Source organism: Sphingomonas sp. GC_Shp_5 (assembly GCF_026540855.1).
Classification (GTDB): Bacteria; Pseudomonadota; Alphaproteobacteria; order Sphingomonadales; family Sphingomonadaceae; genus Sphingomonas.
In genome coordinates this window covers 96,525-118,792 of the sequence record NZ_JALNUP010000004.1, presented here as the reverse complement: position 1 = coordinate 118,792, position 22,268 = coordinate 96,525, and the positions used below count along the sequence as shown (strand labels likewise).

The 22,268-nt window shown below is 67.8% G+C and carries 20 protein-coding genes; 10 read left to right on the top strand and 10 right to left on the bottom strand.

All coding sequences use genetic code 11. The features are described from left to right. Window positions 1–27 precede the first annotated feature (27 nt). Complete coding sequence (locus OXR60_RS04770) at window positions 28–399, top strand: response regulator (RefSeq protein ID WP_267394585.1); 372 nt, start codon at window positions 28–30, stop codon at window positions 397–399. Window positions 400–421: 22 nt separating this feature from the next. Here OXR60_RS04770 and OXR60_RS04765 read toward each other — a convergent pair whose 3' ends face one another. Beyond that, entirely contained in the window at window positions 422–1,195 is a 774-nt protein-coding gene (locus OXR60_RS04765; RefSeq protein WP_267394583.1) for an enoyl-CoA hydratase, read from the bottom strand. Window positions 1,196–1,210: 15 nt separating this feature from the next. Beyond that, complete coding sequence (locus OXR60_RS04760) at window positions 1,211–2,290, bottom strand: enoyl-CoA hydratase/isomerase family protein (protein ID WP_267394581.1); 1,080 nt, start codon at window positions 2,288–2,290, stop codon at window positions 1,211–1,213. A gap of 78 nt (window positions 2,291–2,368) precedes the next feature. Between OXR60_RS04760 and OXR60_RS04755 the strand changes: the two genes are divergently transcribed. Further along, window positions 2,369–3,655, top strand: a complete 1,287-nt coding sequence (locus tag OXR60_RS04755) for a M20/M25/M40 family metallo-hydrolase (protein WP_267394694.1) — start codon at window positions 2,369–2,371, stop codon at window positions 3,653–3,655. Between the two features lie 353 nt (window positions 3,656–4,008). On the opposite strand, the gene OXR60_RS04750 is transcribed toward OXR60_RS04755, so the two are convergent. Next, complete coding sequence (locus OXR60_RS04750) at window positions 4,009–4,788, bottom strand: SDR family oxidoreductase (RefSeq protein WP_267394579.1); 780 nt, start codon at window positions 4,786–4,788, stop codon at window positions 4,009–4,011. A gap of 157 nt (window positions 4,789–4,945) precedes the next feature. On the opposite strand from OXR60_RS04750, the gene OXR60_RS04745 reads away from it, so the two are divergent. The 5 genes from OXR60_RS04745 (at window position 4,946) to OXR60_RS04725 (ending at window position 11,193) form a co-directional block, all read left to right on the top strand. Continuing rightward, a complete protein-coding gene (locus tag OXR60_RS04745) occupies window positions 4,946–5,422 on the top strand; it encodes an EF-hand domain-containing protein (protein ID WP_267394577.1) in 477 nt (158 codons plus the stop codon). Between the two features lie 393 nt (window positions 5,423–5,815). Next, window positions 5,816–6,952, top strand: a complete 1,137-nt coding sequence (gene tgt, locus OXR60_RS04740) for a tRNA guanosine(34) transglycosylase Tgt (RefSeq protein ID WP_267394575.1) — start codon at window positions 5,816–5,818, stop codon at window positions 6,950–6,952. A 1-nt stretch (window position 6,953) separates the two neighbouring features. Continuing rightward, the gene (locus tag OXR60_RS04735) at window positions 6,954–7,145 is read left to right on the top strand and encodes a hypothetical protein (protein ID WP_267394573.1); all 192 of its coding nucleotides are present in this window, start codon (window positions 6,954–6,956) and stop codon (window positions 7,143–7,145) included. 92 nt (window positions 7,146–7,237) lie between these two features. After that, complete coding sequence (locus OXR60_RS04730; RefSeq protein ID WP_267394571.1) at window positions 7,238–10,078, top strand: pitrilysin family protein; 2,841 nt, start codon at window positions 7,238–7,240, stop codon at window positions 10,076–10,078. A gap of 149 nt (window positions 10,079–10,227) precedes the next feature. Continuing rightward, window positions 10,228–11,193: a cell wall hydrolase gene (locus OXR60_RS04725; protein WP_267394569.1), complete on the top strand. Its 966-nt coding sequence runs from the start codon at window positions 10,228–10,230 to the stop codon at window positions 11,191–11,193. A gap of 6 nt (window positions 11,194–11,199) precedes the next feature. On the opposite strand, the gene OXR60_RS04720 is transcribed toward OXR60_RS04725, so the two are convergent. The 4 genes from OXR60_RS04720 to OXR60_RS04705 form a co-directional block, all read right to left on the bottom strand. Then, the gene (locus OXR60_RS04720; RefSeq protein ID WP_267394567.1) at window positions 11,200–13,146 is read right to left on the bottom strand and encodes a S9 family peptidase; all 1,947 of its coding nucleotides are present in this window, start codon (window positions 13,144–13,146) and stop codon (window positions 11,200–11,202) included. A 520-nt stretch (window positions 13,147–13,666) separates the two neighbouring features. Then, entirely contained in the window at window positions 13,667–14,182 is a 516-nt protein-coding gene (locus tag OXR60_RS04715; protein WP_267394565.1) for a hypothetical protein, read from the bottom strand. A 32-nt stretch (window positions 14,183–14,214) separates the two neighbouring features. Continuing rightward, window positions 14,215–15,417 (bottom strand): hypothetical protein, encoded by a 1,203-nt coding sequence (locus OXR60_RS04710; protein WP_267394562.1) that lies wholly within the window; start codon window positions 15,415–15,417, stop codon window positions 14,215–14,217. A 312-nt stretch (window positions 15,418–15,729) separates the two neighbouring features. Further along, window positions 15,730–16,362 carry an SOS response-associated peptidase gene (locus tag OXR60_RS04705; protein WP_267394560.1) on the bottom strand — a complete coding sequence of 211 codons (633 nt, stop codon included), beginning with the start codon at window positions 16,360–16,362 and terminating at the stop codon, window positions 15,730–15,732. A gap of 249 nt (window positions 16,363–16,611) precedes the next feature. Here OXR60_RS04705 and OXR60_RS04700 point away from each other — a divergent pair, with 249 nt between their 5' ends. Both OXR60_RS04700 and OXR60_RS04695 read left to right on the top strand, forming a co-directional pair. Beyond that, window positions 16,612–16,884, top strand: a complete 273-nt coding sequence (locus tag OXR60_RS04700; protein ID WP_267394558.1) for a BrnT family toxin — start codon at window positions 16,612–16,614, stop codon at window positions 16,882–16,884. Further along, on the top strand, window positions 16,844–17,125 hold the full coding sequence (locus OXR60_RS04695; RefSeq protein ID WP_267394556.1) for a BrnA antitoxin family protein: 282 nt from the start codon (window positions 16,844–16,846) through the stop codon (window positions 17,123–17,125). The genes OXR60_RS04700 and OXR60_RS04695 overlap by 41 nt, the downstream gene beginning before the upstream one ends. 23 nt (window positions 17,126–17,148) lie before the next feature. Here OXR60_RS04695 and OXR60_RS04690 read toward each other — a convergent pair whose 3' ends face one another. Genes OXR60_RS04690 through uvrA form a run of 3 tightly spaced genes read right to left on the bottom strand, consistent with a single transcriptional unit; the run spans window position 17,149 to window position 21,633 of the window. Further along, the gene (locus tag OXR60_RS04690; protein ID WP_267394554.1) at window positions 17,149–17,607 is read right to left on the bottom strand and encodes a hypothetical protein; all 459 of its coding nucleotides are present in this window, start codon (window positions 17,605–17,607) and stop codon (window positions 17,149–17,151) included. Window position 17,608: 1 nt separating this feature from the next. Then, window positions 17,609–18,652: a DUF262 domain-containing protein gene (locus OXR60_RS04685; RefSeq protein WP_267394552.1), complete on the bottom strand. Its 1,044-nt coding sequence runs from the start codon at window positions 18,650–18,652 to the stop codon at window positions 17,609–17,611. A 56-nt stretch (window positions 18,653–18,708) separates the two neighbouring features. After that, window positions 18,709–21,633 (bottom strand): excinuclease ABC subunit UvrA, encoded by a 2,925-nt coding sequence (gene uvrA / locus OXR60_RS04680; RefSeq protein ID WP_267394550.1) that lies wholly within the window; start codon window positions 21,631–21,633, stop codon window positions 18,709–18,711. Between the two features lie 146 nt (window positions 21,634–21,779). On the opposite strand from uvrA, the gene OXR60_RS04675 reads away from it, so the two are divergent. Next, complete coding sequence (locus tag OXR60_RS04675; protein WP_267394548.1) at window positions 21,780–22,154, top strand: hypothetical protein; 375 nt, start codon at window positions 21,780–21,782, stop codon at window positions 22,152–22,154. Window positions 22,155–22,268 lie beyond the last annotated feature (114 nt).

The following is a 22,268-nucleotide window of genomic DNA, read 5'->3' as shown; positions in this document are numbered from 1 at the left end:
GGCTGGCGGTTCCGGGGGGATCGACAGATGAACGACTATAGCCTGCGCGGTTGCCGCATTCTCGTCGCCGAGGACGAATATCTGCTTGCCGACGATCTCACCAGCGCGCTTGCCGAGGTCGGCGCGGTGGTGGTCGGCCCCGCGCCCAGCCTCGCCGCGGCGCTGCGGCTGATCGCCACCGAGCCGCCGCTCGACGGCGCGGTGCTCGACATCAACCTCGCCGGCGAAGTGGTCTATCCCGTCGCCGACCTGTTGATCGAGCGCGGCGTGCGGCTGGTGTTCGCGACCGGCTACGATGCCTCGGCGATCCTCACCCGCTATGCCGGCATCCCGCGCTGCGAAAAGCCGGTGTCGATGCGCAAGCTCGCCCAGGCGATCGGCCACGCGATCAGCCAGTGATCCGGCTCGCGCGGTGACCTGCTCAGCGCCCCTGCCAGTTGCCGGGGCGCTTCTCGACGAATGCGGCCATGCCTTCCTTCTGGTCGGCGGTGGCGAACAGGCCGTTGAACAATCGCCGCTCCACCTGCACCCCTTGCGCGAGATGGGTCTCGAACGCGGCGTCGACCAGTTCCTTGTTGGCGAGCACCGCGAGCGGCGCCATCGCCGCGATCGCCGCCGCGGTCTTCACCGCTTCCTCGACCAGCTCGGCGACCGGCACGATCCGGCTCACCAGCCCGGCGCGCTCGGCCTCGGCGGCGTCCATCAGCCGGCCGGTGAGGCACATCTCCATCGCCTTGGCCTTGCCGACCGCGCGGGTCAGCCGCTGTGAACCGCCCATCCCCGGCGTCACCCCGAGCTTGATCTCGGGCTGGCCGAAGCGCGCATTGTCGCCGGCGAGGATGAAGTCGCACATCATCGCCAGCTCGCAGCCGCCGCCCAGCGCATAGCCCGCCACCGCGGCGATGATCGGCTTGCGGGTCCGGGTCAGCCGCTCATAACCGGCGAAATGGTTGGTCGCGTACATGTCGGCGAACGACATGTCGGCCATTTCCTTGATGTCCGCGCCCGCGGCGAACGCCTTGTCGCTCCCGGTCAGCACCGCGCAGCCCTGCGCCGGATCAGCGTCGAACGCGGCCAGCGCGGCGAGCAGGTCGGCGAGCAGCTGGCCGTTGAGCGCGTTGAGCGCGGCCGGACGATTGAGCGTGATCAGCGTCACCGCGCCCCGCTGGTCGACGAGGATGGTCTCGTAAGTCATCGGCGATAGGCTCCTTCAGGCAGGCGACCAGGCGGCGTCGGCCGACAAGGGCGCGAAGATCTGGTCGATGACATGATCGGTGACGTCGGCGGCGGTCGCCGGCTGCCAGCGCGGCGCATGATCCTTGTCGACGATCACCGCGCGCACGCCCTCGACGAAGTCGTGGCGCTGCACCACGCGGGTGGCGACGGCATATTCCTGCGCCATCTCGTCGGCGAAGCTCGCCATCTGCGCGCCGTCATGGAGCAGCCGCAGCGACACCTTCATCGCCTGCGGCGATTTGCTGCGCAGCGTCGCCAGCGTCTCGGCGGCGAAGGCGCTGTCCGCCGCCTCGAGCGCGGCGAGGATGTCCTCCAGCGCGTCGGCGGCGAACAGCTGGTCGATCGCGTCGCGATGCGCGGCGAGCGTGCCCTCGCCGGGCACTTCAGCCATCCCGTCGAGAATTGAGGCCATCTCCGCGACCGGCCGCTCGATCAGCGCCCGTTTGAGCGCCGGGAGCGTCGCCGCGGCGACATGATGGGTGGCAAGGCCGAGCGCCAGGCAGTCGGCGCCGTTAAGCCGCGTACCGGTGAGCGCGATATACTGCCCCATCCGCCCGGGCAGCCGCGACAGATACCAGCCGCCGCCGACATCGGGGAACAGGCCGATCCCGGTCTCGGGCATCGCCAGCCGGGTGTTCTCGGTGGCGATGCGATAGCGGCAGGGCAGCGCCAGACCGACGCCGCCGCCCATGGTAATGCCGTCCATCACCGCCACCGTCGGCTTGGCGAAGGTAAACAGGCGGTGGTTGAGGCGATATTCGGCAAAGAAGAAGGCGCGCGCCGCGGCGCCGTCGCCCGCGCCGCTGTCGGCGAGCAGGCGGATGTCGCCGCCCGCGCAAAAGCCGCGGCCCTCGGCATGGTCGATCATCACCGCCGCCACCGCGCCATCGGCCGCCCAGCCCTCCAGCGCGCCGAGCATGCTTTCGCACATGCCCATGTTGAGCGCGTTGAGCGCCTTGGGTCGATGCAGCCGGAGGCGGCCGATCGGCCCCTCCGTCGCGCAGATGACATCCTCGCCGTCGGGTGTCGCGGGCCGGTTGATCGCCTCGTTCATGGAGCGCCCCTTAGAGCGGATCGCCCGGGGGTGAAATGGCCAACCGCCGGCTTGCCAGCGCCGTGCTGGCAGGCGACGATGCCCGCGATGCTCACCGCCCTGCTCCTCCTCGCCGCTGCGCCGCAGCTGTCGCCCGCCGAAACCCGGATGGCCGCCACCGTCGATGCCGAGTTCGACCGGTCGGTCGCGACGCTGGAGGCGCTGGTCAACCAGAACAGCGGCACGATGAACATCGCCGGGGTCACCGCGGTCGGCACCATGATGCGCCGCGAGCTCGAGCCGCTCGGCTTCGCGGTCACCTGGAAGCCGATGACAGCCGCGGGCCGCGCCGGCCACATCATCGCCGTCCACAAGGGCGCGGCGGGCACCAAGCGCCTGCTGCTGATCGGCCATCTCGATACCGTGTTCGAACAGGATTCGCCGTTCCAGCGCTTCGAGCGGCACGGCGACGAGGCGGCGGGCCCCGGCGTCGGCGACGACAAGGGCGGCATGGTCGTGATGCTCGCCGCGCTCCGTGCGATGAAGGCCGCGGGCACGCTCGCGCGCACCAACATCGAGATCGTGCTCTCCGGCGACGAGGAGGATGCCGGCGACCCGCAGTCGCTGGCGCGCGCCGATCTGGTCGCCGCGGGCAAGCGCGCCGACGCCGCGCTCGATTTCGAGGGGCTCGCGGTCGAGGACGGCCACGACATGGGCTCGATCGCGCGCCGCTCGGTCAACGACTGGTCGCTCGCGGTCACCGGCAAGACCGGCCATTCGTCGCGGATCTTCAGCGACGAGTTCGGCGACGGCGCCGCCAACGAGCTGGCACGGATCCTCGCCGCCTTCCGCACCGAGCTGCCCGAGCCCAATCTCACCTTCAACACCGGCGTGCTCGCCGCCGGCGCCACCGCGACACTGAACACCGCCGGCGCGCACGCGACCGGCAAGAGCAACATCATCCCCGCCGCCGCGGTCGCCAGCGGCGACTTCCGAACCCTCAGCGACGCGCAGACCGAGCGGGTCCGCGCGAGGATGATCGCGATCGTCGCCCGCCATGCGCCCGGCACCACGGCGACGATCAGCTTCAAGGGCGGCTATCCGGCGATGGCGCCGACCGCGGGCAACCAGGCGCTGCTCGCGGCGCTCAACGGGGTGAACCAGGACCTCGGCCTGCCCGCGATGCTGCCGCTCGACCCGCTCAAGCGCGGCGCCGGCGACATCTCGTTCGTCGCCGCCGAAGTCGACGGGCTGGTCGGGCTCGGCACCGCCAGCCGCGGCGATCACACTCCCGCCGAAATGGTCGACCTGCAGAGCATCCGCCGCCAGGCCAAGCGCGCCGCGATCCTGATGACCCGCCTGGGCGCGCAGCGGCGGGCGCGGTAGCGTTTCCGGGCCGCGGCGCGAAAGCGCCAAGCCACCCTCATCACCCGCGGCCTTCGTCATCCCAGCGAAAGCTGGGATCTCAAGCCGCAGGCGCGGGACAGGAGCCGCGCAAGATCCCAGCTTCCGCTGGGATGACGATTTTGGCAGCGGCCCCCAGCCTTCAAGCCCCCTGCCCCAACTGCAAAGACAGCGCACCATCCGCCTAATCCGTCGTGCCCGTGATATACCCCGATCCCGCCACCAACTCCGTCATCCCAGCGAAAGCTGGGATCTCCAGCCGCAGGGCGGGAGGGGAGCCGCGAAAGATCCCGGCGTCCCGGGATATGACGACATCGGCAGCGCCCCTCAGCCCCTTACGCCCCCTGCCCGAGCTGCAACGACAGCGCGCCATCCGCCGTCACCGTCGTGCCCGTAATATACCCCGATTCCGCCGCGGCGAGGAACACCGCAATCCGCCCGATCTCCTCCGGCTGCCCGGCGCGCCTCGCGGGGATGTGGCTTTCCGCCTCCTGGCGCTTGCCCTCGTCGTCCATCGCCTCCTGGTTCATCGGCGTCAGGATCATGCCCGGCGCGATGCTGTTGACGGTGATCCGCCGCGCCGCGACCTCGAGCGCGAGCGTCTGGGTGAGGTTGCGCACGCCGCCCTTGGCCGCGGCATAATCGGCGCCCCCGGCGCGCATCACCGATTCATGGATCGAGCTGATGTTGATGATCGCCGCGGGTGTATCCTGCCCGTCGAGCTGGCGGATGAAGCGCCGCGCGGCGAGGAACACGCCGGTGAGATCGGTGCGCAGCACGCGCTCCCATTGCGCAAGGTCCATCTCCGCCACTGGCGTGTCGCTCATGTTGAGCCCGGCGGAATTGACCAGGATGGTCGGCGCGCCGAGCGCCGCGACGGTGGTGTCGAACGCGCGCTCGACATCCTCCTCGCGGCCGACATCGCCCTGGATCACCTCGACGTTGCGGCCACCGGCGCGGATCGCCCGCGCGGTCTGCTGCGCGCCCTCCTCGTCGGAATGATAGATGATGGCGACATCCGCGCCGGCTTCGGCGAGCGCCCGTGCGCAGGCGGCGCCGATGCCCGAGTCACCGCCGGTGACGAGCGCGACACGGTTGCTGAGGTCGATCTGCATGAAGAGGCTCCGATTATCCGCAGGTTCAGCGTCTCCCAACCCGGCAGCGCCGCGCATGTTGCATCGCAAATGCCGCCGACGCCGTGCCGCGACGCTGCGCTTGCACGGCCGGTCGCTTGCCCGCACTAGGGTAGCGTCGCCGAACATCGAGGTTTCCATGCTGCTTGCCCTGCTGCTCCAAGCCGCCTCGCCCAGCCAGGCCGCGGGTCCGCCCGGTCTGCCACCCGCCGGCCCCGGTCAGCCGCCGGCGACCATGGTGGTGGAGCCGATCGCGATGGCGATCGCCACCTTCGATGCCGATGGCGATGGCCGCACCAGCCGCGCCGAGCTCGAGGCCGGGGTGCGGCGCAGCTTCGCCGCGATCGACACCGCGCATGCCGGCGCGATCGGCTATATCGCCTTCGCCGATTGGGCCGAGCGCTGGCTTGGGGATCGCAACGCGCTGCCGAGCCCGTTCGAGATCGACGCCGATGGCGACAACCGCATCACCCTCGCCGAGCTGCAGGCGAACCTCGCCCACACCTTCGACCGGCTCGATCGCGACCACGACGGCTATGTCACCCGCAAGGAACTGCTCACCATCCGCGCCATGACCAACGCCGCCGACCGGCCGAGCCGCAAGAAGAAGCGCTAGGCCAAAAGTCGTCGCCGACCACGCCCGCAACGATCGGTCAGCCAAATTCCCGTCTTCCCAGCGAAAGCTGGGATCTTGACCCGCAAGCGCAGCACAGACGCCGCACGCGACCATCCTGCGCCGGAGTAACGGCGTTGTTGGACTTACGCCGAACAACCGCTGTCCTACAGCCGCGCATTATTGCTACGCTTTCGCCGCAACACGCTGCCGCTCTTTGCCATCGTCAAACGATACGAACCGATTGTCCGCAACCGGTTCGTCCGTGACTGACAACTTTCTCAACTTGTCGCCAAAACCACCGCATAATTACGGTACTCGACCCACGCCGGCGAGGCGCCGACTCACCACGCCGCGGCTCGACACCATCGCTCCGCTCCGCCAGAAGCCGCCGCCATGACCTCGCGTTTCGCCTTCACCATCGCCGCCACCGACGGGCGTGCGCGCACCGGCACGATTGAGATGCACCGCGGCACCATCCGCACGCCTGCGTTCATGCCGGTCGGCACCGCCGCCACCGTCAAGGCGATGAAGCCGGCGGATGTCGCCGCCAGCGGCGCCGATATCATCCTCGGCAACACCTATCACCTCATGCTCCGCCCCGGCGCCGAGCGGGTGGCGCGCCTCGGCGGGCTGCACGGCTTCATGGGCTGGTCGAAGCCGATCCTTACCGATTCCGGCGGCTATCAGGTAATGAGTCTCGCCGATCTGACCAAACGGTCGGAAGAGGGCGTGTCGTTCAAGTCGCACCTTGACGGCACCCGGCACCTGCTCAGCCCCGAACGCTCGATCGAGATCCAGCGGCTGTTGGGCTCCAACATCGTCATGGCGTTCGACGAGCTGGTGCCCACCACCTCGACGCCCGAGGTGCAGGCCGCCGCCATGGAGCGCTCGATGCGCTGGGCCAGGCGCAGCCGCGCCGCGTTCGATGCCGGGGGCGCACATGGCGCCGAGAATGCGATCTTCGGCATCCAGCAGGGCGCGCTCAACGAAGGCCTGCGCAAGGCGTCGGCCGATGCGCTGATCGACATCGGCTTTGATGGCTATGCGGTTGGCGGATTGGCGGTCGGCGAGGGCCAGGAGGCGATGTTCGGCTGCCTCGATTTCGCGCCTGGGCAGCTCCCCGCGGACAAGCCGCGCTATCTGATGGGGGTCGGCAAGCCCACCGACATCGTCGGCGCGGTCGAGCGTGGCATCGACATGTTCGACTGCGTCATGCCGACGCGCTCGGGCCGCACCGGCCAGGCGTTCACCCGCACCGGTCCGATCAACCTGCGCAACGCCAAGTTCGGCGAGGATACCGGTCCGCTCGACCCCGCCTGCGGCTGCCCGGTCTGCGCCACCTGGAGCCGCGCCTACATCCATCATCTCGTCCGCGCCGGCGAGATTCTCGGTGCAATGCTGATGACCGAGCATAATATTTGCTTCTACGAGGCCTTGATGGCGGACCTCAGGGAGGCCATTGCAGCGGCGCAATTAACCACCTTCGCCAGTGACTTCCGCGCGCGTTATGGCGGAGGACAGGGAGAGTAACATGGCCGATCAACCCAACGAGATCCTGGAAGCAGCCGCCGCGGCCAAGCACGCGCGCGACCATGCCGCGGCCGGTACCGCCGATCCGGCGAGCAAGAGCCGCTGGCCGATGCGGATCATCGGTGTCGGGATCGGCTCAGCCGCGGTCGCCGCCGCGGTGCTGTTCGCCAATTCGGGCAAGAAGAACGATTGAGCGAATCGGCCGCGCGATGATCGCGGCCGATTGACACCCCGCTCCCGCTCCGGTTGAACGCCAGGCTCCATCCTGCCCGACCGGAGACCCCCATGCGCCTAGTTCGTGCCGCCCTGCTGCTGGGTGCAGCGCTGCTCCCGATCGCCGCTGCCGCGCAAACCGCGCCCGCGAGGACGACGACGGCGGCGGCGGTCAAGCCGCTGGCATTCACCGAGCGCACGCTCGCCAACGGCCTGCGCGTCTATGCGCTGCGCGACACCTCGACACCCAACGTGGCGGTACAGGTCTGGTACGACGTCGGCTCGAAGGACGATCCCAAGGGCCGCTCGGGCTTCGCCCACATGTTCGAGCACCTGATGTTCAAGGCGACGCGCAATCTCGTCTCCGAGCAGATGGATCGGCTCACCGAGGATGTCGGCGGCTATAACAACGCCTCCACCAACGACGATTACACCAACTATTTTGAGGTGATCCCCGCCAACCACCTGCAGCGGCTGCTGTTCGCCGAGGCAGACCGGATGGCGAGCCTGGTGGTCGAGCCCACCAGCTTCGGCTCGGAGCGCGACGTGGTGAAGGAGGAACTGCGCCAGAGCACGCTCGCCCGCCCCTATGGCAAGCTGTTCTCCACCTATTCGTCGGCCGCCGCCTACACGACCCATCCCTATGCCCGCTCGACGATCGGCAGCATCGAAAATCTCGAAGCCGCATCGATCGACGACGTCCGCGCCTTCCATGCGACCTATTACCGGCCGGACAACGCCATCCTGGTCGTCTCCGGCAATTTCGACGAGCAGCAGCTGAATGCCTGGATCGACCAGTATTTCGCCGGCATCAAGAAGCCGGCCGCCGTCATCCCCCGCGTCACCGTCACCGAGCCGGACCGCACCAAGGCGGTCAGCTACACCGTCTACGAACCCAACACGCCGCTGCCCGCGGTGCTGATCAGCTGGCACATCCCCGCCGACCGCGCCGCCGACATCCCGGCGTTGACGGTGCTCCAGGGGATCCTCTCCACCGGCGAAAGCTCGCGGCTCTACGAAAGCCTCGTCTATCGCGATCAGCTTGCCCAGGATGCGTCGTCGTTCCTCGACAGCAAGCAGGGCACCGGCAATCTGATCGCCTATGCCATCCTCGCCGGCGGCAAGACCGTCGACCAGGGCGAGGCGGCGTTGAAGCGCGAAATCGGTCGCTTCCGCGACGCTCCGGTGAGCGCGGCGGAACTCGCCGAAGCCAAAAACGAGATCCTTACCGCCGCGATCAAGCAGCGTGAGACCGCCGAGGGCAAGGCTCGGGTGCTCGCCTCCTCGGTGATCATCGACGGCGACCCCCGCGACAATGACCGCCAGCTCGCCGCGATCGCCCGGGTCACCGCCGCCGATGTCCAGCGCGTTGCCCGCCAGTATCTCGGCGACAACCAGTCGGCGACGATTCGCTACCTGCCCGACACCGCCAAGCCCGCCGGCGTCGCCGGTGACGTCATCCAGGTCGCAGCCAGCGTCCAAACCGCGGCGCTGACGCCGCCCGCCGACATCCCAATCGTCACCCCGGCACCCGACAGCCAGCGGATCGCCCCGCCGGCGCCGGCTGCACCCGTCGCCGCGAGCCTGCCGCAACCGGTGGAAACCCGTCTCGCCAACGGCCTGCGGGTCATCACCGTCGAGCGGCATGACCTGCCCATCGTCACCGCCTATCTGGTCTCCACCGGCGGATCGGCGCTCGACCCGGCAAACCGGGCCGGGGTCGGCAACCTCACTGCCGAGCTGCTCACCAAGGGCACGACGACCCGCTCGGCGACCGACATCGCCCGCCAGATCGAGAGCCTCGGCGCCTCGATCGACAGCGACATCGCCACCGACGGCGGCTCGGTGAACGTCACCGTCAAGTCCGATCAGCTTGCCCCGGCAATGGCGATCCTCGCCGATGTCGCCACCCATCCAGTGTTCGCTCCAGCAGAACTGGAGCGTGCCCGGGCCCAGCGGATCGACGCCGTCACCGTCTCGCTCAAGAACCCGTCGCAATTGGCGGCTCTGGTGGCCGACCGCTCAACCTTCGGTGCCTCCTCCTTCGGCGCGCCCGAGGGCGGCACCCCGGCTTCGCTCAAGGCGATCACCCGCGCCGACGTAACCGCCGCCTACGCCCGCACCTTCCGTCCCGAGCGAAGCGCCCTGATCATGGTCGGCGATGTCACCCCGGCCCAGGCCGAGGCGCTTGCCGAGCGCCAGCTCGGCGGTTGGCGAGCCGCTGGCAGCGCCCCCGCCGCCGCCACCGCACCGGCCGCCTATCCAGCACCGCGCGTTATCGTCATCGACATGCCCGGCGCTGGGCAGGCCGGCGTCGTCGTCGAGCGTCCGGCGATCGCCCGCTCGGATCCCCGTTATTACCCGCTCGGGGTCGCCAACACCGTGCTCGGCGGCGGCTTCTCGTCGCGGCTCAACCAGGAAGTGCGGATCAAGCGCGGGCTGGCTTATGGCGCCGGCAGCGGGTTTGACGCCGGTCGGGTCCAGGGCACCATCGCCGCGCGGACCCAAACCAAGAACCAGACGGCGGCCGACGTCGCGACGCTGATGACGGCGGAAATGGCCAAGATGGGGCAGGCGCCGGTGTCGGCCAACGAGCTCAGCACCCGCAAGGCGGTGCTGGTCGGCAACTTTGGGCGGACGATCGAGACCACCGGCGGCATCGCCGGCATCATCGGCGCCTACGTCCAGAACGACGTCCCACTCGGCGAATTGCAGCAGTTCACCGCCAAGGTGGAAGCGGTCACCCCGGCAGCGGTGCAGGCCGCCTCCGCCGCCTTCCTCGATCCCAAGGCGGCGAGCATCGTCGTGGTCGGCGACGCCAAGCAGTTCATTGATCCGCTGCGTCGGTCCTATCCGCAAGTCGAAACGCTGACGGAGGCCGAGCTCAAGCTCGACAGCGCGACGTTGAAGTAAAAGTCTTACCGCCGATCCGCTGCGTCCCAGCCCGGGACGCAGCGGAATCCGGGGCGGACGATGCCGCCATTATGCGCTACGCCGCGGCCGCGCTGCACGGGGCAGCCGCGGAGGCAGGCTTGAGGGTACGGCAGCAGACGTTCCGGACAATGATGCGGGTCTGGCTGATGCTCGCCGGCACCGGACTGCTGCTGCTTGCGTTGTTGTCGGCCCAAGCCGCCTGTCGAGCAGTGATCGAGCACCAGGGCTCGCGCTCCTCGACCGCCGCTAGCGACGAGACCACTGCTAATCCCACCGGCGGCACCCCGATCGGCAACGCCCAGCCGGTGGCCGAGACGGCCGCGCCCGCGGCAGGAGTCACAGGGACGATTGCTCTGCCGACTCTGCCAGCTGGTGCAGAGGCGGCTGCCGCCACGGGGATGGGAGACAGTGGCGTGGTGCCGGCGGCTCCATTCTCGATGCGGTCGGCAAGCTATGTCGATCAAGCCCGCGCGCTCGAATGCCTGACTGCGGCGATCTACTATGAGGCCGCGTCCGAACCGGATGCGGGCCAGTCCGCAGTGGCACAAGTGATCCTCAACCGGGTTCGCCTCCCCGCGTTTCCGGCGACGGTGTGCGGGGTGGTTTATCAGGGGTCCGAGCACGCCGGCTGCCAGTTTAGCTTCGCTTGCGACGGCGCGTTGGCCAGGATCCCAGCGAGGGCAGCTTGGTTGCGGGCCGGGCGGGCTGCCGGGATGGCGCTCGCCGGTTATGTCTACGCCCCGGTGGGATTGGCGACGCATTACCACACCTATGCTGTGACGCCGGCGTGGAACCGCAGTATGGTGATGACCGACGTGGTGGGCGCCCATTTCTTCCATCGCTGGAAGGGCTATTGGGGTACCGCGGCAGCGTTCCGTCAGGTGTACCGGGGTGGCGAGCCGATGCCAGGGCCGCATCTGCCGACAGCACCGACCGCCACGATCATTGCGGCAACCGCGCCGCTGGCGGCGATGCCGTTGGCCGATGCCAAATCAATGGCCGCGGCGCCAGTGCCTGTCGCAGCCGACGACCATCTTCCACCGGCCGCGCAGGTGCTCGACCGGTGGAAGGATTCGGGCAAGCCGCTGTTCTAACCCGCCCTATTTTGCATTCTTCACATAGGTGTCGAACCAGGCGAGCGAGCGTTTGCGGACGTCGGCGGCCTGGTCAGGAGCGGTCACGCAGTGGCCGGCATCGGGGTAGATCACCAGACTGACAGGGACGCCGCGGTCCTTGAGGGCATGCCACCATTCGATCGACTGGGTCGGCGGCACCTCGATGTCGCGTTCGCCGACGTAGATGAAGGTTGGCGTCTTCGCCTTGCCGGCCTGGTAGATGGCCGAGGCATCTTCATAGGCTTTCATGTCGTCGTACATCGATTTGCCGAAATAAGGCAGCATCCACTGGTCGATGCCGTTGGTGCCGTAATAGCTCACCCAGTTCGACAGTCCCGCCCCGGCGACGATCGCCTTGAAGCGGTTGGTCTGGGTGTTTGCCCACATCGCCATGAAGCCGCCGTAGCTGCAGCCGGCAAGGCCGAGTCGGGCATCGTCGATCGGAGCGACGCGCTCGGCGGCATCGACGCCAGCGAGGATGTCGCGGAGGTCGCCGCCGCCGAAGTCGCGGCGGTTGGCGGCGGTGAACGCCTCGCCCTGGCCATAGCTGCCCCGCGGATTGGGCAGGAACAGATAATAGCCGCCCTCGAGCATCGCCGCAGTCGAGCTGCCGGCGGTGACATAGGAGGGGGTCGAGGCGGCGGCGGGGCCGCCGTGGACGCTGACGATCATCGGCGCCTTCGCCCCGGCCGACGCCGTCGCGGGTTGGCGAGGCGCCAGCAGCCAGCCCTGGACGCTGTGGCCCTCGCTGCTCCAGCTGATGCTGCGGGCGGCGACGAGCGAGCCGGCGGCGTCATTGTCATGGGTCAACTGGCGAATCGCGGCGAGCGGGCCGGTGTAAATCGCCGGGGCATGCTCGAAATCCTGAACGACGGCGGCCGCCACCCTGCCGTCGGCCGAGAAGACGGCACGGCCGTCGCCGGCGGCGGTGCTGACCGGGCGGCTGAACCCGACGACCGGGGCGGCGCCGGGGGTCAGCGAGGCGAGCTCGACCGCGTCGCCGGCGAGGCTGACGGTACGCAGGCCGCCTTGCGTCCAGGCGATGGTGGTCACCGTCGACTTGGCGCCGGCGGTGAGGTTGCGGGGCTTGCCGCCGGCGAAGGGGACGGTGAAGACGTCGCCGCCGACCGAGCCGAAATCGCTCATCAACCCGCCGATATAGGCCACCGTCTTGCCGTCGGGCGACACCCGGGGCTGGTTGAGCTGGGTGGCGGGCTTGGCGATGGGGCGGACGGCGCCGGTGGCGGCGTCGATGGCGTCGAGGGTGGCGACCCACCAATTGTTGTCGCCGTTGCCGAGTGCCGTGGTCGCCACGAAGCCCCGGCTGTCGGGCGTCCAGTCATATTCATAGACATAGCGGCCGGCCGGGGAGACCGGGGTGACCGCCGCCGCCGGAACGGTGGCGGCGATGTCGAACACCGCCAGCCGCTGCTCGTCGCTCTTCTCGCCGATCTCGCCGACTTGCCGGGCGCCGGCCTGGGTGGCGCCGCTCTCCTTGGCGGCGCCGAGGGTGACGAGCAGGGCGACGCGGCGGCCGTCCGGCGAGACCCGGGGGGTCTGGGCAATGCCGGGGATGGTGGCGAGGGTGCGGATTGCCTTGTCGGTGGCCAATTGGAGCGAGACGGTGCCGGCGGTGCGATCGCGGCTGAGGAAGACGAGGTCGCCATTGGGGGCGAAGGCGAGGCCGGCATAGGAACAGGCGGTGCAGGGGTCGAGGGTGCGCAGGACATGGCCGTCGGTGGCCGAGCGCAGGGTGATCGCGGCATGGCCGCCGCGGCCGCCGCTCGACTCGATCGCCGCCAGCCGGTCGCCCCGCGGCGAGATCATCAGCCCGCCATATTGATGGAGCGGCGGGATCGGCGCCGCCGGGCCGGCGATGGCGGCGGTGGTGGCGAGCAGGGTGGCAACAGCAGCGGCGGCGGTGAGGCGCATCGGGGTCTCCGAAAGGGGAGCCGCGATGCTTAGCGGCTGCGCCCACCGCCACAAGCCACATGCTGGCGCCCTCCCCAAATTCGCCCCCGGAATGAGCCGGATTTACACCGGAAGCTGTTGTAATAGTTGACGGTTTCTTATCGCTCCCGTTGCTATGAAGGAGTCGCGGCGCCCGGCGGTGCCGCGGATGACGTCGCGGTTCGTGCCCCCCTCCCCTTCAGGCGCGAACTCGCAGCGGATCGCACCGGTCGCGTCCTCCCCGCGGCAGGTGCAGAACGGGGGGAGGCTGTGCCCGCCTTCCCCCGTTCCAGCCACCCAATCCAGGCTTGTCACCTTACCTTCGTCCTGCGCCTGTCGAACGGCGCTGAGACCCACTGTGCTTCGACAGGCTCAGCACGAACGGGTGGAGGGAGTTTCCCGTTCGCCCTGAGCCTGTCGAAAGGCCTGAGACTCACCGTGCTTCGACAGGCTCAGCACGAACGGGGTGGGAGTCCCGATTCGCACCATGCATCCACCAGCGTCACGCCGCGCCGGCGGCCTCGCTGAAGCCGCTGCCGCGATCGGCGACCAGCGTCGGCGCAGGGCCGGTGGCGGGGCGGAGCGCTTCCTTTTCGGCGTCGGTCGGCACCGCGGTCGGGTCCGGGCGGAACGCCTCGGGCGCGCGGTCACCGGCGCCGGGGTGACGGCCACCGATCAGATCGCTCGGGACGTGCTCGGCCGCGGGATTGGCCGTGCCCTCGTGGAAATGCTTCTCGGTCTCGGCCATGCCGACCGGTGCGGCGGCCATGTCCGCCGGCTTGGGCGCGATCGGCGCGGTGATGCTGTCCCCGACGACCGCGCCGGCGCCCGCGTCGGGGCCGGTGTCGGCGGCCGCCTGGCCGCTGTAATCGATCGGCGTGGTCGGGCGCGGCTGGCGCGGCGCGCGCAGCCCGCGGGTGCTGCCGGGCTTGGGGCCGAATTTGGCGGTGCCCACCGTCCAGGCCACCGCGCCCACCGCAAAGGCGCCAAGGCCGATGCCGATCTTCTTGATATCCATGGCGTCACTCCGTTGTCGCTGATCGTGGACGGTTAACGGGCGGGTGACGGGGGTGTTCCGGTCTCGCCCGCCGACGGCGCGGCCCAGGTCACGGCCTCGGCCGCCGCACCAGCGACGGGATCAGGCGCGGGATCAGGCGCGGGATCGTCGTCGACCGTCACCGCATTGGCGGCAAACCAGGCGTCGCGCTCGGCGGCGGCCTCGAGCCAGGGGCGATCGGGATCATACTCCGGCAGATCGAGCAGCGCGCGTTCCTCGTCGGAGAGCGCGCGCTCATAATCGTCGTCTCCCCAGCTGCCCTGCTCGTCGCCGAGAAAATCGTCGGGCGGCGGGAAATGGGTGCGGTAATCGTCCGCCTCGGACGACCACCAGACGTTGCGCTCGAACGCCTCCTGGGCCGCGGCGTCGGTGACAAGTTGAGGAAGTTGAGACGCTCCCGCGGCAGCGGCAGGCTCGGGCTCGGGCTCGGGCGCCGGTTCGGGCGGCGGCGGTGCGAGCGCGATCAGCCCGGCGGCCTCGGCGCGGGCCCATTGCTCGGCGGTCCAGCGGTGGCGCTCGGCGGGATCGAGATCGTCGCCGGTGCCGTCGGGCAGCGCGCGGCGGGCGCGATCGGCGCGGGCGAGCGCGGCGATGTCGGCGAGATCGGCGGCGGCATCGGTGCGCGCGGCGAGGAACAGGCCGGCGCGCGCCGGGCCCGCGGCGCCGGCGACGAGATCGAGATAGGTCTCGAAATCGCCGGCGACGAGGCGCGCGGCGGCGGCCTCGCCGACCGCGCCGGGCGTCGCCGCGGCCTCGGCCTGGCGATCGAGCTGGGCGAGCAGCTGCAGCCCGAGGCGATCGTTGAGCCGGTGGCGCTCGACGGTCGAGCCATCGGGCCGGGTGATCGTCTCGGTGGAGCCGTGGAGCGCGCGCGCGAGCATGGTATCGGCGAGGTGATCGCGCGCGACGAGATTGGCGGCGCGCCAGCCGAGCGCAAAGCCGGCGCCGGCCGGGCGGCGGCGCAGCGCATAGGCCGAGGTGGCGGTAAGCCCGACCATCTGCGCGGCATGATCGACGGTGTGGCCGTCGGCGATGAATTCGAGGAAGCGGCGCTGGCGGCCCGGGGTCCAGCCGTCATGCCGCATTGCGCGGCCGAAGCTGTCGGTGGCGGAGGGCTCGTCGCCGAGCGGGTCGGCGGGGACCCGCGCGGCGTCGGGGAGCGGGATGGCGGCGGGGATGGGATAGTCGTCGAGCACGAGCCTTTCCTCCTGTGCGGCGCGCGATGGCGCGGAGGATGGGGAACGTATGCGGAACGCGGGGCTGTAGGACAGCGGGTTTTTTGGGGGTGGCGTGGTGTTGGGTTTGGGAAGGCCATCCCCCACGTCGTGCGCGCTGAGCCTGTCGAAGCGTGGTGAGTCTCAGGCCCTTCGACAGGCTCAGGGCGAACGGGGGGAGGCGCTGGGGCGCTGTCGATCGCCGTGGCGTCGTGATCGAGCCGCGTTAGGCCGGCACGCGACCATCGCCGCTTCGCCGCGGCGGGCTGCGGCGGGCGCAGGCGCCCGGGATCCCTACCCCATCTGCTCCGCCGCGAACCGGCCGGCGGCCGCCGGGCGGCAGACGTCGGCGGCGGCGAGCGAGCCGTCGAGCCAGCCGGCCCATTGCTCAGCCGGGGGGAGGACGATCTGGCGGTGGTGATAGGGGGCGATGTCCGGCCCGGGCTCGCAGGTGAGCAGGGTGAAGGCCTCGCCTGCCCTGCCTTCGCCGAGCGCGGGTTCGGTGCGCCAGAAGCCGGCGACGCAGAACCAGGCATCGTCGGTGGCGGTGAAGCGCCATTTGGTCTTGCGCGCGCGCTTGGGCTTGGCGCCGAGCAGGTCGGCGGGGGGATCGGTGAACTCGTAGAAGGCGTCGACCGGGATCAGGCAGCGGCCGGATTTGTCCCCGGCGGCGAAGGCGCGGCCCTCCGAGCGATAATTGTACACTGGCTTGCCGCTCGGCCCGGGCCAGCTCCAGCGGCGGATCACGCCGTCGACGCCGGCGCCGTCGGCCGCGGCGCGGAGGATCAGCGTGGGGTCGGTGATGCGGATCGAGTCGAGCGTGGCGAGATTGGGCAGCCCCTCGGGAAAGAGCAGCGGCACCTTGAGCTCCGACCAGTCCTCGCGGAGCTGGCCGAGCGCGATGCGGCGGGCGACTTCGTTGCACATCGCGCGAACGCTAGGGTTTAGCGCCAGCTAAAGCCAGCGCGGCGCGACGGCGCCGGCGCGATCGGCCAGCGGCGCTGCAGCGCCGACTGACGACACGGCTTTGCCGCGGCGGAGCTTTGCATCCATTCCGGCGCCTTCCCCGATCGATCATGTTGTTCCGACCGCCCTGCTCCGCCATCGTTGCAGGGGCGGACGGGGATTGGCGGCGATGCGCATTGACGGCCTTGTTTTTGTAACTACATATTAGCGGTGACGATCAGCTTCGATCCCGCCAAGCGGGCATGGACGCTGGCCGAGCGCGGTCTCGACTTCACTGACGCCGACCAGGTGTTCGCCGGCGCGAGGCTGACCCAGGAGGACGATCGGTTCGATTATCCCGAGCCGCGGTTCCAGACCTATGGCTGGCTCAGTGAGCGGCTGGTGCTGGTGGTGTGGACCCCAACCGAAACGGGCATCCGCGTGATGTCGATGAGGAACTGTCATGACAAGGAAAGCCGCCGCGTCATCCCCCGGCTGGGATGACGAGGATACGCCGGAATGGACCGACGATCAGCTCGACCGGGCGGAACTGGCGATTGGTGCCGACGTGGTGCGGCCGGCGCAGGGTACGCTGACGCGAGTCGGGCGGCCGCCATTGGGTGAGGCGGCGAAGCGGCAGGTGACACTGCGGCTTGATCCGGATGTGATCGAGTGGTTTCGTGAGGGCGGGCCGGGGTGGCAGGGGCGGATTAACGAGGCGCTACGAAGGGCGGCGGGATTGTAGCCCAATAGGTGCTCAACGTACGCTTATGCCGCCAAAGCGCTTTCAAGAGCTTCGAGAATCGCTTCACCACACGGCAGCGCTTGCCCAAAGTACTCAAGCGTCATTGAAGCCCCATCATCATGGGAAACTTTATGCCGATTCGTGATTGCATCGAAATATGGCTGAAGGTTCATCCCATCGACAAGACCAGAAATAATATCCCCCGTGCCACAGTCGAACCGCTGCAACACATCATTTATATCTGCCTTTTTTACCCTCTTTAACATGCCCTCGTGTGATTTAAATATAAACGAAGCCACCTTCGGGTCACTGATGCTATTTAGCCTTGCGGAGACGATCTCTTTAACCTTCTCTTCAACTTCCGCATAAAAGGCAACAAGTAGAAATTGGACTAGATATATTTCTATCAGCGGGTTTCGCCCAACGTTTTGCAAATGCGATAACGTCTCCTCATACGCAAAACTTGTCCGCTGCAGCCGCATATTAGCTCAAATACTCGACTGCTTTGGCGAGCCGCAACTGTACCACTGCCTCATCACTAGTGTTGAAGCTTGTAGCTTGATCGTAGTCCTCATCATTAAGCAACCGCTCATAACGATCACTCAAGTCTTCGGGCGCAACGTCAGCAAGGACGGCGGCCATCATCGAGTCCAAGGCGCCATAATTAAGTCGCCCACGCAAGTGAAAAGGCTTTTGCCCCAGCTGCTCAACCACATAGGCCGTCGAGCGTTCGAAGTTGTCAATTAGATCGGAGTAATCATCACTATCATTCCTCCGGCTCTCCATATATTTGTTTAGAAACCCTTTCATCGGCTTCTCATAGGAAGCGCCGTCTTCGGAAAGAGCTATACACCTCAGCACCAATTCAACGTCGCGCAATCGCTTATCGACCTTGGGCTGCCCAACGATCAGACGCCAGTTTTGGTCACTGTTCATCTGCTTAAGAGCTGCTACGAATGGGCTATATGAAACACATTGGCGAACCTCCATGGGGTTGAGATTAACGCCTCCCGTGTTTAGCCGTTCAAATACCTGATAAATGCTGGTATCATCGTTTGGATTTATCTGCTGGATGATAGTAGCACGCAGAGTTGCGCCCTTTAGCTTGAACTGATCATCTTCAGATAGCTCGCCAAAGGATTTACCTTCGTAGCGCGGATGGACATTTTTTAGTCTGAAAACAGACTCTTCAAACGTACCTTTTATAAACCTGATAACCGAGGTTATCCTCTGCTGACCGTCAATTATCAAGTAACCCGCTTTAACGCGCTTCTTATACAAGAACGTGCCCGGAACAGGAAGCCCAAGCAAAAAGCTCTCAACTAGCTTGCTCGCTTTTATTCTATCCCAAACATACATTCTTTGGAACTCTGGAACTTCCAGCTCTTTTCTGTCCCAAAGGTCAACATACCCGCCCAGCGTGATATCAGCTGGGTAGTTCATAATCTCATATTCAAGCTTAGGCTCTTGCTCGTCCTCCGGAGGTTCTTCCGTAGGCTCGATGTCCCAATCTTCATCTTCTGCCATATACTCTCCGCTTATGGCATATGCTGCCGTCTTCACCAGCAGTCGTCAACAGCGACCTACTCCGCCGCCACCGCCTCCGGCCCGCGCCCCTTGAGCAACGGCTTGAGATACTTGCCCGTGTAACTCCGCGGTTCCTTGACCACATCCTCGGGCGTGCCGACCGCGACGATCTCGCCGCCCTTGACGCCGCCTTCGGGGCCGAGGTCGATCACCCAGTCCGCGGTCTTGATGACATCGAGGTTGTGCTCGATCACCACCACGGTGTTGCCCTGCTCCACGAGCGCGTGGAGCACCTCGAGCAGCTTGCGCACGTCCTCGAAGTGGAGGCCCGTGGTCGGCTCGTCGAGGATGTAGAGCGTGTTGCCGGTGGCGCGGCGGGCGAGCTCCTTGGCGAGCTTGACGCGCTGCGCCTCGCCGCCCGACAGCGTCGTCGCCTGCTGGCCGACCTTGACGTAGCCGAGGCCCACCTCGACCAGCATCTCCATCTTGTCGCGGATCGGCGGCACCGCCTTGAAGAACTCGGCGGCATCCTCGACCGTCATGTCGAGCACGTCGGCGATGCTCTTGCCCTTGAACTTCACCTCGAGCGTCTCGCGGTTGTAGCGCGCGCCGTGGCAGACGTCGCAGGTGACGTAGACGTCGGGGAGGAAGTGCATCTCGATCTTGAGCACGCCATCGCCCTGGCACGCCTCGCAGCGGCCGCCCTTGACGTTGAACGAGAAGCGCCCGGGCTTGTAGCCGCGCGCCTGGCTCTCGGGGAGGCCGGCGAACCAATCGCGGATCTGGGTGAAGCTGCCGGTATAGGTCGCCGGGTTCGACCGCGGGGTGCGGCCGATCGGCGACTGGTCGATGTCGATCACCTTGTCGAGGTGCTGGAGGCCGGTGATCTTGTCGTGCTTGCCTTGGCTGATGCGCGCGCCGTTGAGGGTCCGCGCGGCGGCGGCGAACAGCGTGTCGATGGTGAAGCTCGACTTGCCCGACCCCGAGACGCCGGTGATGCAGGTGAAGGTGCCCAAGGGGATCGACGCGGTGACGCCGGTGAGGTTGTTGGCGGTGGCGTTGTGGACGGTGATCTCGCGGCCGTTGCCGGCGCGGCGGGTGGCGGGGACCGGCACCTCGCGGGTGCCGTTGAGGTAATCGGCGGTGATGCTGGTCTTGCTCTTGAGGATCTGCTTGAGCGTGCCCTGCGCGACGATCGCGCCGCCGTGGACGCCCGCGCCCGGCCCCATGTCGATCACATAATCGGCGGTGCGGATCGCATCCTCGTCATGCTCGACGACGAGCACGGTGTTGCCGAGATCGCGCAGGCGCCTGAGGGTGGCGAGGAGCATGTCGTTGTCGCGCTGGTGGAGGCCGATCGAGGGCTCGTCGAGCACGTAGAGCACGCCCGACAGCCCCGAGCCGATCTGGCTGGCGAGGCGGATGCGCTGCGATTCGCCGCCCGACAGCGTGCCCGAGGTGCGATCGAGGTTGAGGTAATCGAGCCCGACGTTGTTGAGGAAGCCCAGGCGCTCGACGATCTCTTTGAGGATGCGCTCGGCGATCGCATTCTGCTGGTCGCCGAGGTGCCGGGGCATGTCGGTGAAGAAGGCGAGCGCGTCGACCACCGAGAGATGGGTGGCATAAGCGATGTCGCGCATCGCGATCTTGACCGCGAGCGCCTCGGGCTTGAGCCGCGCGCCGTGGCAGACCTCGCACGGGCGCGACGACTGGTATTTGGCGAGCTCCTCGCGCATCCACGCGCTCTCGGTCTGCAGCAGGCGGCGGTTGAGGTTGCCGATCACGCCCTCGAACGGCTTGTTGACGTCATATTTCTTCTTGCCGTCGACGAAGGTGAGGACGACCGGCTTGCCCTTGGTGCCGTGGAGGATGGTGTCCTGGACCGCGGGGGCGAGATCGTCCCACGGCGTGTCGAGGCTGAAGTCATAGGCGCGCGCAAGGGAGCCGAGCACCTGCATGTAATAAGGCGACGGCGGGTTGGACTTGGCCCAGGGCACCACCGCGCCCTTCTTGATCGACAGCGCGTGATTGGGGACGACGAGGTCCTCGTCGAAGATCAGTTTCTCGCCGAGGCCGTCGCACGCCGGGCACGCGCCCTGGGGGGCGTTGAACGAGAACAGGCGCGGCTCGATCTCGGCGATGGTGAAGCCCGACACCGGGCAGGCGAACTTCTCGGAAAAGACGATTCGGCCGGGGGGCGCGTTGTCGCCGAGCACCTCGGACTTGGGGGTGTGGGCCTCAACCGGGTCGGCGGGGTCGACATAGGCGAGGCCGTCGGCGAGTTTCAGCGCGGTCTCGAAGCTTTCCGCGAGGCGGGTCGCGATCGAATGGTCGCCGTCGGTGGGGCGGACGACGAGGCGGTCGACCACCACCTCGATGTCATGCTTGTACTTCTTGTCGAGCGCAGGCGCCTCGTCGATCTCGTGGATCTGGCCGTCGACGCGGACGCGGGTGAAGCCCGCCTTCTGCCACTCGAGCATCTCCTTCTTATACTCGCCCTTGCGGCCGCGGACGACCGGCGCGAGCAGGTACAGCCGGGTGCCCTCGGGCAGCGCCATCACCCGGTCGACCATCTGGCTGACCGTCTGCGCGGCGATCGGCTCGCCGGTGGTCGGCGAATAGGGCACGCCGACGCGGGCCCACAGCAGGCGCATGTAATCGTAGATTTCGGTGACGGTCGCCACCGTCGAGCGCGGGTTGCGGCTGGTGGTCTTCTGCTCGATCGAGATCGCGGGGCTGAGCCCCTCGATATGGTCGACATCGGGCTTCTGCATCAGCTCGAGGAACTGGCGGGCATAGGCGCTCAGCGACTCGACATAGCGGCGCTGGCCCTCGGCATAGATGGTGTCGAACGCGAGGCTCGACTTGCCCGACCCCGACAGGCCGGTGATCACCGTCAACGTATCGCGGGGGATGTCGACGTCGACGTCCTTGAGGTTGTGCTCGCGCGCGCCGCGGACGGAGATCTTGGTGAGGCTCATGGAGGCAGTTCTACTTCTGTTCTGGGGGCGAGGCTAGTCTGGCAGATAGGAACGCACGGGAGCCGCTGCCAGCACCCGCGCCCGGCAGCAATTGAAAGCCTGCGCCAGTGTCTTATGTTGGCGACACACGAACGAGAGGCACCGGCATGGCCAAGGACAAGAAGCAGAAGAAGGCGAAGCTCCCCAAGGAAGTGCTGGGAATCCGGCTGCCCAAGGAGGTGCGCGAGGTGGGTGGCGCGCTACTCGAGAAGGCCAACAGCCCGCACGGGCGCGAGATGCTCGCGGCGGGGCTGACCATGGCGGCTGCGGCAGCAAGCGCGGCGGTGGCCAAGGGCAAGGCGCAGCGGCAGGCCGCCCGGCCTACGTCCCCAGCCCCCGACGGGCCGGCGGCCGATGCATCAACACCGCCGCCCGGCGCGCAGGGCACCCAGACCCAGCCCGACCCGCAGGCGATTGCCGAGGCCGTCGGCAAGGCTGCCGAAGCAATGCTGGGTCGGTTGTTCGGCGGGACGCGTCGCTGAGCGCCGCAGCGGCCATCGTCGCAGCAACAGTCGTTTCGCCTGAAGACCACAGTCTGATCAGCCACCTTACTACCGTATAATTACTAGGCCTGTGAAAGTGGCAGATGCGCTGCC